General features: G+C 44.5%; 12 protein-coding genes. 10 read left to right on the top strand and 2 right to left on the bottom strand.

Going from position 1 to position 12,235, the window contains the following annotated elements; genetic code table 11:
• The first annotated feature begins 92 nt into the window (after positions 1 to 92).
• From AC58U0_RS04860 to AC58U0_RS04845, 4 genes are all read left to right on the top strand, one after another.
• Complete coding sequence (locus AC58U0_RS04860) at positions 93 to 2,642, top strand: transglycosylase domain-containing protein (protein ID WP_497377900.1); 2,550 nt, start codon at positions 93 to 95, stop codon at positions 2,640 to 2,642.
• 317 nt (positions 2,643 to 2,959) lie between these two features.
• Entirely contained in the window at positions 2,960 to 3,688 is a 729-nt protein-coding gene (locus AC58U0_RS04855) for a peptidylprolyl isomerase (protein WP_497377899.1), read from the top strand.
• Between the two features lie 46 nt (positions 3,689 to 3,734).
• A complete protein-coding gene (locus AC58U0_RS04850) occupies positions 3,735 to 4,394 on the top strand; it encodes an alpha/beta hydrolase (RefSeq protein ID WP_497377898.1) in 660 nt (219 codons plus the stop codon).
• 5 nt (positions 4,395 to 4,399) lie between these two features.
• A complete protein-coding gene (locus AC58U0_RS04845) occupies positions 4,400 to 5,095 on the top strand; it encodes a YdcF family protein (protein ID WP_497377897.1) in 696 nt (231 codons plus the stop codon).
• 73 nt (positions 5,096 to 5,168) lie between these two features.
• Here AC58U0_RS04845 and AC58U0_RS04840 read toward each other — a convergent pair whose 3' ends face one another.
• Positions 5,169 to 6,038, bottom strand: coding sequence for an SDR family oxidoreductase (locus AC58U0_RS04840; RefSeq protein ID WP_497377896.1), 870 nt, complete (start codon positions 6,036 to 6,038; stop codon positions 5,169 to 5,171).
• A gap of 36 nt (positions 6,039 to 6,074) precedes the next feature.
• Positions 6,075 to 6,872 (bottom strand): GNAT family N-acetyltransferase, encoded by a 798-nt coding sequence (locus tag AC58U0_RS04835; RefSeq protein WP_497377895.1) that lies wholly within the window; start codon positions 6,870 to 6,872, stop codon positions 6,075 to 6,077.
• Positions 6,873 to 7,015: 143 nt separating this feature from the next.
• Here AC58U0_RS04835 and AC58U0_RS04830 point away from each other — a divergent pair, with 143 nt between their 5' ends.
• From AC58U0_RS04830 to AC58U0_RS04805, 6 genes are all read left to right on the top strand, one after another.
• Positions 7,016 to 7,489: a GNAT family N-acetyltransferase gene (locus AC58U0_RS04830; protein ID WP_497377894.1), complete on the top strand. Its 474-nt coding sequence runs from the start codon at positions 7,016 to 7,018 to the stop codon at positions 7,487 to 7,489.
• 22 nt (positions 7,490 to 7,511) lie between these two features.
• Complete coding sequence (lplA, locus tag AC58U0_RS04825) at positions 7,512 to 8,513, top strand: lipoate--protein ligase (protein ID WP_497377893.1); 1,002 nt, start codon at positions 7,512 to 7,514, stop codon at positions 8,511 to 8,513.
• Positions 8,514 to 8,536: 23 nt separating this feature from the next.
• The gene (locus AC58U0_RS04820) at positions 8,537 to 9,163 is read left to right on the top strand and encodes a histidine phosphatase family protein (protein WP_497377892.1); all 627 of its coding nucleotides are present in this window, start codon (positions 8,537 to 8,539) and stop codon (positions 9,161 to 9,163) included.
• A 28-nt stretch (positions 9,164 to 9,191) separates the two neighbouring features.
• Positions 9,192 to 9,491, top strand: a complete 300-nt coding sequence (locus AC58U0_RS04815) for an antibiotic biosynthesis monooxygenase family protein (RefSeq protein WP_497377891.1) — start codon at positions 9,192 to 9,194, stop codon at positions 9,489 to 9,491.
• A gap of 86 nt (positions 9,492 to 9,577) precedes the next feature.
• Positions 9,578 to 10,555, top strand: coding sequence for an AAA family ATPase (locus tag AC58U0_RS04810; RefSeq protein WP_497377890.1), 978 nt, complete (start codon positions 9,578 to 9,580; stop codon positions 10,553 to 10,555).
• 174 nt (positions 10,556 to 10,729) lie between these two features.
• Positions 10,730 to 12,211 carry an FTR1 family iron permease gene (locus AC58U0_RS04805; protein WP_497377889.1) on the top strand — a complete coding sequence of 494 codons (1,482 nt, stop codon included), beginning with the start codon at positions 10,730 to 10,732 and terminating at the stop codon, positions 12,209 to 12,211.
• Positions 12,212 to 12,235: the final 24 nt, after the last annotated feature.

Below are 12,235 nucleotides of genomic sequence, written 5' to 3'. Positions count from 1 at the left end.
AACCGAATAGAAACTTGTGGGAGCAACCTTGTTTAAGGTTGTTCTTTTGTTGGTTACTACTAGAGAAATGAACAGCGAGGGAGTCGATGGATTTGGAGAAACCTACGGGCAAGAAAACAGCTGCGAATGCAAAGACGAAACCACAAGGAAGCAATAAAGGCTCTAAGAAAAAGGGGTTTAATGTTCGCCAATTTATTATGGGTTCAATTATTGCTGCCATTTTGGCTATTATTTGTGCAATGGGTATTTATATCGTCGTTATTATGAACGGCTTTAAGATTCTCGATAACAATATTGATAAGATTGATACGGCGAGTGAATCTACACTCATTTATGCGCAAGAAGAAGGAAAAGACAAGGAAATTGGTAAAATCTATAAAGGTGAGAATCGAGAGAGTGTGAACATCAAAGATGTTCCCGAGCGATTAAGGAATGCATTCATTGCCACGGAAGATCGTCGGTTTAACGAGCATTCGGGTGTTGATTTAAGATCCATTGGCAGAGCGCTTGTCAAAGATATTATTCATATGAGTGCTGTAGAGGGTGGAAGTACCATTACCCAACAGTTAGCTAAAAATGTGTTTCTAAGTTCCGAGAAAACAGCTTTTCGTAAAGGGACGGAAATGTCAATCGCTTTTGCTTTGGATGAACGGTTTAGTAAGGAGGAAATACTTGAAAAATATTTAAATCGTATTTACTTTGGCAGTAATGCTTATGGCATTAAAGCAGCAGCGAAGGTGTATTTCGGTAAATCCAACCTGAATGAATTAGAGGTATGGGAAATTGCGACGCTAGCTGCCTTGCCGAAAGCTCCGTCGAGATATTCGCCACTAACGCATCCGGACTTATCGAAGGAACGTCGTGCTGTCGTTCTTAAGCTAATGACGGACCAAGGCTATATTACAGAGGCCGAGCGTGCGAAAGCAGAAACAGTGGATTATGTACCGCCTGCGGCGTCTAGTCAAAGCACGAAGGATTACGCGAGTTTCTTGGATTATGTTGTAGATGAAGCGGAAAGTATGTATGGCATCGAAGAAGATGAGTTGCTCACCAAAGGTTACCGCATCTATACAACAATGAATAAGAAAGCGCAACAAGTGATGGAGCAGACTTATGCAAATCCAAGCTTTTTCCAGAAGGACGCTTCTGATGGTCAAAAGATTCAAAGTTCAATGGTTATCGTGGATAATAAAACAGGCGGCTTGATGGCGTTGATCGGCGGTCGAGATTACAAACAAAAAGGCTTCAGTCGTGTATATTCCAAAAGACAACCAGGCTCTTCGTTCAAGCCGATAGCGGCTTACGGTCCTGCACTTGAGAGCGGGAATTATACGCCGTATTCCATTCTCGATGATACGCAGACGAGTTTCGGTAACGGGACTTACTCCCCGCGTAACTATGACCGTGTGACGCATGGGCAAGTCACGATGTTTGAGGCAGTTAAAAAATCGTACAATTTGGCTCCTGTTTGGTTATTAGATCAAATTAAAGTGAACTCAGCGATTGATTTTGCCAAAAAAATTGGCGTTCCTCTCAATGAACAAAAGGACAAAAACTTGTCCATTGCGCTGGGCGGACTTACGGATGGCGTTTCTCCATTACAAATGGCTACGGCGTATACAGCTTTTGCTAACCAAGGGCTCCAAAATAAAACGCATGCGATTCTACGCATTACAGATGCGCACGATAAAGAAATAGCCGTTTATAAACCAGAGAAGAAGCAGGTTATTCAACCTAAAACTGCTTATTACATGACGCTGCTGCTTCAGGGGGTTGTAGAAACAGGCGGTACAGGGACCAAAGCGAAGTTCAATCGTCCTGTAGCCGGCAAAACGGGTACAACTGGACTAGACATCAAGGGCATTGAACAATATGATCGTGATGTGTGGTTTGTCGGCTATACGCCGGAGTGGACAGCGGCTGTTTGGGAAGGCTTCGATAAAGTGGATGCGAAGCACTATGTTACAATCGGCAGCGGAAGTCCGTCAGCTATCTTTAAAGAAGTGATGTCAAAGTCGCTGGATGGCCGACCTGTGACGAACTTCGTGAAGCCTGATAGCGTGCCTAATCTTACGGAACCGCCAAAAGGGATTACGGATTTAGCTGCGGTGTATGTACCAGAAACGAAGTTGGTTAAATTAACTTGGTCTTCACTGGGTGAGAAGATTGCTTATCAATTGTATCGCAAAGGTGCTAGTGAAACAGAGCCAAAGATGCTGACTCAAACAGCTTTACCTGGGGTGAATGATACTACAATTAGCAGTGAAGAGACGTATCAATATTACGTTGTACCGATTAATTTGGACTCAAATACAGAAGGCGCCAAATCCAATGTAGCTTCTGTCGAAATACCGAAGGATGGCATACTTCCTGACGGTACCAAGCCGTCACCTTCACCATCGGTCTCGCCGTCTGCATCACCTGGCAAGAATCCGCTAGAGCCAACGCTGTCACCGGGGACGAAGCCTACGCCATCGCCCGGAAGCACCAATAAGCCTGGCACAAGTCCAACGCCAAGCATCAACCCAAGTCCAAGCCCAAGCCCTACCCCATCACCGGCGAATAAGCCGGTTGATGGTTCCGAGGAAAAGCCGAAGGATGGCAAGCAAGACGGGGGACAGATTATTGTGCCGAAGATATAGTAACTTGTTGCTTGACCGGAGGTCTTTTGGACCGAAATGGTCCGAAGCCACAATGGTCGTTAGCGATGATTTTCATGCATATATCGGCAATAGATGCCTATTTTGAAGCTGTAAAGATGATAAACAACCTTATGGAACACGGTTTGATCTTAAGTAGAGATGAACATGCTAGTTAGGGATGAATATCATCCTTAAAGTCCATAGGTCTAGCCTAAAATCCTATTTTAACGATGAAAAGCAGCTTTATGAGGGAACAGCAGACCCGCATTTCGCGGGTCCCACACTAAACCTACATCCTATTGACGGAGGAATTTTCAATGAACTTGCATTTCAACATGCTTAAATCAACTAAGCTATTACCGGTAACGTTGATCGCGTTAACTTTAATCGCGTCGGCCTGCGGCAACAAACCTACCGAATCTGCTGGCGGCACAGCAACGCCTAAGAGCGGCGCAACAGCACCTGCTGCTACTTCAGCAGCATCTCCAGCGGCATCGCCAACTGCAGCTCCTAAACAATGGAGCAAAGCGCCGGATATGACGATTGATCCGAACAAAACCTATCAAGCTGAAGTAACAACGTCCAAAGGAACGTTTACCATAGATCTTTTCGCTAAGGAAGCTCCGAAGACCGTTAACAATTTTGTGTTCTTGTCCAAAGAAGGCTTTTATAACAATGTGACGTTTCATCGTATTATCAAAACGTTCATGATTCAAACAGGAGATCCGCTTGGAACAGGCAGAGGCGGTCCCGGCTACAAGTTTGCGGATGAGCTGAAAACATCGCATACATATGAACCCGGCATTGTCGCAATGGCGAATTCCGGTCCCAATACGAATGGCAGTCAGTTTTTCATTTGTTCAGGAGAAGACTGTGCAAATCTCAATAAAAAGCCTGACTATTCGATTTTCGGCAAAGTAACGGCCGAAGGCATGGCAACAATATCTAAAATTGCTGAAACACCTGTTGAGATGGGTGGCGAGTCCTCACCGAGCAAGCCAAAAGAAAAAGTAACGATTAACGCAATCGTCATTAAAGAAAAATAGATTATCATATTCTAAAAAGTGAAGGATGGATAGGAGAGAAAACCGCGTGAAACAACCATGTTTATTGTTCCATGGATTCACCGGTGGACCTTATGAGGTTGAGCCGTTAGCACGGCATTTACGTGAACGCGGACAGCTATGTGAGGTTCCGCGACTTCCATGGAACGGAGAATCCAGTCATCAATTAAAAGTAGGACATTGGGAAGATTGGGTACGCGAAGCTGAAAAGCATGCTGAGAGAATGACGATCCAGTATGGATCATTTGATATGGTAGGCTTCTCGATGGGAGGTCTGCTGGCCGCTTATTTATCCGTACGATATCCAGTTCGTAGACTGATTCTTTTGAACACGGCAGTCATTTATGTCAGCCCTAGAAGGATGCTGGATGTCATTCGAGATGAGTGGAAATATCAAAGAAAAATCAGCTTTAATAAAGCGAAAACCACGCCGCTGCGAGCTACCTGGCAGTTTACGCGACTTGTACGCCATTTGAAACCAGAACTAAGTCAGGTAAGCATACCAACACTCATCGCTCAGTCTGAAAAAGATCAAGTTATTCATCCGCAAAGTGCGCGATACATCTACAGTAAGCTAAAAGGACAGCGTGAGCTCCATTGGCATTCCAGATCTAATCATTTGATATGTCTGAGTGAGGATGCAGGCACGTTGTTTCGTCAAGTTAGTGCATTTTTGGATAAGGAGTAGCAAGGATGACTGTACAGCCAAACATGAATAAGAAACAACGAGCCATCACTCCAACACCGAAAAAACGCCGACGAACTGGGCAAAAATCTACGTTTAACCGTATGCTTGTGAAAATGTTCCGAATCGTGGTTACCGTGTTCATCTTGCTTGTCGCTTGGATCGTCTACATCCAGTGGAAGGTTCAAATCGCTCCTGATCAAACACTGCCTAAGCAAGTTGACGTGGGTATCGTTCTTGGTGCTTCTTTACGCCAAGATATCCCGAGCCCTGGTCTCCAGGAACGTCTAGATTTGGCTGTTGATCTTTATAAAGAGGGTCGGTTCAAACAACTGATCGTCTCCGGAGGTCTGGATCATAACGGCTCCAAGCTAACGGAGGCAGAGGGAATGCGTAATTATTTAGTTAAAAAAGGGCTTCCTGCCAAAAGCATTTTGTTAGAGCCGCGGGCGACAAGTACCTATGAAAATTTGCTTTACAGTAAGCAAATTATGGACGAGCAAGGTCTTGTAAGTTCGATTATTATGACCCATCAATTTCATGGTTCTCGTTCACTCGATATTGCAGAAACGATCGGCTTGAAGCAGCCTCTCATTTCCTCAACGAAGTCAGAGGTCCTTTTCATGCCTTACCATGAAGCGAGAGAAACGTTAGCTTATACGAAGTGGTATTGGACAAAGCTATTGTTGATGGCAGGCATATGAGATAACAAAGAAGCATGACCTGTAAGCGGGATTTTCCCACTTGCTGGCCATGCTTTTTTTGATTGTTCCTTGGTTATCCGTTTACAATGGCTCCACCGTTCACATGTAAGATTTGACCAGCCATATAGGATGAATCCTCACTTGCGAGAAAAACATAGCTGGCAGCGAGTTCACTTGGCTGACCGGCACGTTTCATTGGTGTAGTTGAACCGAACGTGGCAATTTCCTCTGCGGTGAATGTAGAAGGAATGAGTGGCGTCCAGATCGGACCTGGAGCTACGCCATTCACTCTTATGCCTTTTGCGTTCAGTTGAAGAGATAGGGAGCGTGTGAAGGTGACAATGGCCCCTTTCGTAGCGGAATAATCGAGCAGCTGCTCATGGCCGTGATAAGCCGTAATAGAAGCTGTGTTGATAATTGCGCTTCCGGATTTCAGGTGGGGTAGTGCAGCCTTGGTTAAATAAAAGAAAGAGAAGATATTGGTTCGAAATGTCCGCTCCAACTGCTCCGAAGTGATGTTCTCGATGCTAGGCTGAGGATGCTGTTCTGCTGCATTGTTAACTAAAATATCGAGTTTGCCAAACTTCCCGACAGCTTGCTCAATGATTTGCTTGCAGAAATTCTCGTCTCCAATGTCTCCCGAGACATGCAGACACTTGCGCCCTGCCTTTTCCACATGACGCTGTGTCTCCTCCGCATCGGTATGTTCGTTCAAATATACCAATACAACATCAGCACCCTCTTTGGCATAGGCAATCGCGACCGCGCGGCCAATTCCGCTATCGCCACCTGTAATCAGGGCGACTTTATCCTTTAGTTTGCCGGCTGCTTTATACCCAGCTTGCTCAAAGACAGGAGGAGGATTCATCTGTGACTCAATGCCTGGCTGTTGGTTCTGATGCTGTGGCGGGAAAGCTGGTTTCTTTTCTGTTGCTGTTGCCAAGTGTTATTGCTCCTTTCATCCTAAGCAAATTCTTTGTTAGGATGATACAAGGGGCTGCAAATCATACTTAATTCGGTAATGATAGCCATATCTAGCTTCGTAACCAAGCTTTTCATACAAAGTTACCGCGGGTATATTGGAAGTAACAACCTGCAAATATTGTTTGGTTGCACCGTGCTCCAGACTCCATTCCGTCAGTGCGTGCATGAGGACGTACCCAAGTCCTTTGCCTCGATGGCCTTCATGGATAACGACGTTTACAAAACCTGCCCATTCGCCCTCTACAATAGCTGTACCTAACGCGATGATTTGGTCATTTAGTTTCAGCTGGAGAAACCCTTTCTGAGCTGGCATTCGCTCAAAAAGACCGCTATAGAAACCTCTGCGCTCTTCGGGAAACTGTTCAAGCATAAGGAATGCGTCAAGCCACTCCGCATCTGCTGCCTCTGCCCATTCCAATTGAATGGGAGACTTATTAAGTATCGTCTTATTGCTTGCGCTATCGCAGACTTGCTGACTTGCTGCAGTCATCATCAGACATGGCGTATCAATCGCATATCCTTTTGTTTGAAGAAATCCATCTAAACCTTCAGGAGAAGCATCGCTAATATGAAAAATTGCGGGTAGACCTAATTCTTGATAGAATTGCTCAATCCTTGCAAGCCAATTAGGATCATTTGGATATTCGCCAATGGCAAGCACACTGTTTGCACGTTTAGTAACCCCACGGGAAGTCCGTAGGAGCCAATTGTCCATGGAAGTAGATGACTCGGCAGGCCACGTGTTTGATGCCACCGTATCAATGGTGATATAAAAGTCTGTTTTTTCGTTCATTTCTAGCGATCTCCTCCTCAAGTAAGTTTCCAATATTATAAATAAAATTATAGAGTTATGTATATAAATAATCGCGCTCCGCCAAAGTGGAAAAATATGATCCTTTGATGTAAGCTATGAAACAACAGGAGGAGGATTTTTTCTTGGAACTTATCATTCGTACCGCAAAATTAGAAGATTACGAGGCCGTTAATGCCATCATTCGAGTAGGGCAGGAAGAACATGCGGATGCTTTGCCGGAGCGTTTTGCCAGGTTAGATCATGTTGTGGCTATGGGTTGGTACCGAAGCTTTTCAGACCAACAGAACAAAGTGATTTTAGTCGCGGAGAAAGAGGGCTTGGTCGTTGGGGTAGCTATGCTGGAGATGAAGAAATCTCCTACCTATGAAGCGTTAGTTCCTCGTACTTATGCGTATTTAAATGAACTAGCTGTCTCACCGGACTTTTTGCGTCAGGGCATTGGTACAAAGCTATATGAAGCTTCTATAGCCTGGGCTAGGGAGCGTTCTGCTGCTTCACTAGAATTAAACGTGTGGGAATTTAATGAGCGTGCCATTGCCTTTTATAAATCCTTAGGGATGCTTACCTTAAATCGCACCATGACGACACATATATGATCATTAATGAAGGAGCATGATTATGCTATTTATCGATAATGAAGGAATCACAGATCCCCGGATTAATTTAGCCATGGAGGAATATGCCCTAAGACAACTCCCGAATGATGAGAGTTACTTGCTTTTTTACATCAATGAACCGTCCATTATTATTGGCAAAAATCAAAATACAATCGAAGAAATCAATCCCGAATATGTCAAAGAGAATAACCTTCATGTGGTTCGCAGATTATCGGGCGGCGGAGCCGTGTATCATGATTTGGGAAATCTGAATTTCAGCTTTATTACACGGGATGACGGGAACTCTTTTCACAATTTTCAAAAGTTTACTGAACCCGTTGTTGAAGCACTTCGAAAGCTTGGTGTTGAAGCGGCTTTAACGGGCCGCAATGATATCCAAGTCGGTGTGCGCAAAATTTCGGGCAATGCACAGTTTGCAACTAAAGGCAGGATGTTCAGTCACGGAACACTACTCTTCGATTCAGAAATCGAAAACGTTGTTTCTGCCCTTAAGGTTAATCCCGATAAGATTCAGTCCAAGGGCATTAAATCGATTCGCAGCCGGGTCGCTAACATCATAGAGTTCCTGAGCGAGCCTATTACGATGGAGGAATTCCGAAATAAGCTGCTTGCTTCTATTTTCGGTGCCGAGGAATCCGAAGTTCCTATGTACAAGCTTTCTGAGGAAGACTGGGTTCGTATTCACGAGCTATCTAAGGAGCGCTATCAGAACTGGGACTGGAACTACGGAAAATCCCCCAAAAGTACCGTGCAAAACTCTAAACGCTTTGAAGGCGTTGGTACAATAGATGTGCGATTAGATATTGAAGAAGGCCATATTCATGATCTGAAAATATATGGGGACTTCTTTGGAGCAAGCGATGTAGCAGAACTGGAGGAGACGCTGCGTGGTTTGCGGTATGAGGAGTCTGCAGTACGAGAACGGCTATCAGGTGTGGGATTGCAACGTTACTTTGGCGCGCTGGATTTGGAGTCTTTTGTAGCTTTAATGATGTTAAATTAGTGCAAGGAGGGGGGATTCTGGCTATGACAAAGCTTTATTTAATTCGACATGGGGAAACGATGTGGAATGTGGAGCGCCGAATGCAAGGTCACTTGGATTCACCACTTTCAACTTTAGGGGAGCAGCAAGCCTCCTGGTTGTCAAATGCTTTGAAGGATGTTCATTTTGATGTTCTATATGCGAGCAGCAGCGGTCGTACTTTGCAAACGGCGAATATCTTGAAAGGCTCGCGTGAATTAGAGATACATACCTCGGATGAATGGAAAGAAATGAATCTAGGTGCTTGGGAAGGACGGGTATCTTCAGAAATTGCGGATTTGGATCCTGATAACTTCCATGCCTTCTGGCATGCGCCTGATCTGTATAGACCAACGCAAGGTGAATCCTATGCTGATTTACAGGCTCGCGTCATACCTGCAATTGTGCAGCTGTTAGAGGAACATGAAGGGAAAACAATTGGCTTGATTTCACACACAGTCACGTTGAAAATCATCATGGCTTACTTTGAACGAAGAGCTTTAGCAGACCTGTGGAAACCCCCGTATTTTCACCCTACATGCTTAAGCCTTGTTGAAATGATTGATAACGAGCCTCATATCCGGCTTCACGGAGATACGTCCCATTTTCAAGAGGAAGCATTCGGTTTCTAAAATACGATATCAATAGGAGGAATTATTCATGATCTTAGAAGTAGCCATACTTCCTGTAATTGCAGGAAAAAAAGCGGAGTTCGAAGCGGCGTTCCGCCAAGCGTCATCCATTATTTCGTCGATGAAAGGTTATATTTCTCATGAGCTGCAAACGTGTATCGAGGATAGCAATAAATATTTGCTGCTCGTTCACTGGGAAACACTGGAGAATCACACTATAGGCTTCCGCGGCTCTGAAGAATACCAGGAATGGCGGAAGCTGCTGCACCATTTCTATGACCCATTCCCGGTGGTCGAGCATTATACGCTGTCACAAAAGTATCATTAATGGCTGTTGCGGTCTAAAATGCATCAAACGAGCGTAGGATGGATTGATACGAACCATCAAACCATCCTGTAAACGAGGTGATCCTCATGAGTGGTCGAAGCTTGCCATCCAGACAGATCAACATCGTCTTACGGCAGCCAGAGCCTGGCATGCAAAGGCGAGCCGTTGATGGAGTAGGCAGCCAGAATCACGCTTCGCCGCTAGCCGATGCCGAGCCGCAGCTCACAGGAAAGAAGACGCCTCTCGAGGGTCCGCTTTCGGATGTTTTCAAAGAGCTGAATCAACTGATTGGCCTTGATAATGTCAAAGAGTTGGTGCATGAAATCTATGCGCTCTTACAAATTTCGCAATTTCGCGCAGAAGCCGGCCTGCTCAGCAATGCGCACGTGTACCATATGATTTTCAAAGGAAGTCCTGGAACTGGTAAAACGACAGTGGCTAGACTGATGGGTCGTATGTTTCATGCCATGGGTGTTCTGAGCAAGGGTCATTTTATTGAGGTGGAACGTGCAGATCTGGTAGGAGAATATATTGGACATACTGCTCTTAAGACTCGTGAGTTGATGAAAAAGGCGATGGGCGGCATCCTTTTTATCGATGAAGCCTACAGTCTGGCACGTGGAGGAGATAAGGATTTTGGCAAAGAATCCATTGATGCGCTGGTCAAAGGTATGGAGGATAAGAAGAATGAATTCATCCTTATTCTAGCAGGGTACAGTGACGAAATGGAGCAATTTCTGGCTACGAATCCGGGACTCCCTTCTCGATTTCCTATCCAAATCGATTTCGAGGACTATCCGATTGAACAATTGATTCAAATTACCGAGCTCATGGCTAAGGACAGAGAATATGTTCTTCTTCCGCAAACGATTGTGAAGCTGAAGCAGCATCTAACCGATGAGAAAGCCGCTACATGGCGTGCATTTAGTAATGCGAGGTATGTTCGAAACATTCTGGAGAAAGCGATGCGGCATCAAGCGGTAAGGTTACTTAGTCAATATGTAAACGCACCTTCTAAATTAGAATTGATGTCAATAAGGCCTGAAGATATGAAATTTAAATGAAATTTAAAAAGCCATTTAACTACGAACAGTTAAATGGCTTTTTTTTCTTGAATAAAACAATTGACAGATTGCTTGAACGTAGTAAAATAGACAGAGTGATTAAATGATTGATAATGATTATCAATATTAACTTGGTTGAATTTGGGTTTATTTTTCTATAGGGAGTCGTGATTCATGCGCAAAGTCATCATAGTGAGTTGGATAGTGCTGCTAATGCTGCTATCTCTTCCTTTAACAGTAGGTGCTAAGGCAGAAGATGATCTGGCCAAAGCTGATGAAGGTATTGTTCGCGCCATTCAAGCAGCAGAAAGCGGGCAGTTGGAGGATGCCTCCAAGATGTTCGAAACATTTCAACTAAATTGGTTGTCCTATGAAAGTGGTATTAAAGAGCGCTCATTGGCAGCCTATCAGAAGATTGAGCAAGCGATGGGTGAAGTATCCTTCCAAACGCTCAAGCAGCCAATTGATTCGCAGAAATTGGTTGCTGGATTGAATAATCTTCACAATTTGAACAAGAGTTTTATAGATGGCAACATGGATGCTTTCGGTAAAGTGGTTCAGGGCAGTGGGGATATTACTGTGAGTTCATTGGTTGAGTTGCTGGAGAAAGCGGCGGATCAAATGAAGCAGAATGATATCGAAGGTGCTTCCGCAAGTATCCAAAAGCTTCGAAATTCCTGGTTGCAGATCGAAGGTATTGTGCTTACACAATCCTCATCCGTCTATACGTTGATGGAAAGAGACATGGTTACTGCTTACGCACAGCTGACTGCTGTTCCTGCTCAATCAAGTGAGGCTTCCGCTACAATTGCGCGAATGCACGCTGAATTGCAGCCGTTAGCGGCCAAAACAAGCTACTCTATGCTGGATGCCACAACTATTTTGCTCAGAGAAGGTTTGGAAGCTTTGTTAGTCGTTATTGCTTTACTAGGTTTCCTTAATAAATCGGGTCATGGCGATAAGAAACAATGGATTTGGTATGGCGTACTCGGAGGTTTGCTCGTCAGTATGGCGCTTGGTGTTGTCGTTCAACAGTTGTTTTCTACAAGTGCATTTGGGAACAACAATTTCTTAATTGCTGGATGTACGGGGATTTTCGCCGCTATCATGCTGCTTTATATGAGCTACTGGCTGCACAGCAAATCAAGTGCCTCTAATTGGCAGAAGTACATACGGGACCAGAGCGTAAAAGCTTTGGCTACCGGAAGTCTAGTTTCTCTTAGTTTGCTTGCTTTTCTTGCTGTTTTCCGTGAAGGGACAGAAACCGTTCTTTTCATGATTGGAATGGCATCCTCAATCTCCTTAAGCTCACTGCTTGGAGGTATAGGAATTGGAGTGGCCGTCCTACTCATTGTAGCCTTCTTAATCCTAAAAATTGGCCTGCGTATTCCAATGCGTCCATTCTTTCTAGTTTCAAGCTTCTTCGTATTTTATCTTTGCTTTAAATTTGCGGGGATGGGTGTGCACGGGCTTCAATTGGCAGGTTATTTGCCTGCAACGACAGCTTCCTGGCTGCCAAGCTGGGACTTTATCGCGCTATATCCAACGTTAGAAAGTGCTATACCGCAATTTATTCTCCTGTTATCCGCGTTGTTCGCGGTCATTTGGGACCGTCGTAAAACGATCCAAATGCGAAATATGGCATTATCCAAATAATATTTTTAGAGAAAAGCGGAGGGA

The organism is Paenibacillus sp. J31P190 (genome assembly GCF_059692075.1).
This window is presented reverse-complemented; position numbering and strand designations above follow the sequence as displayed.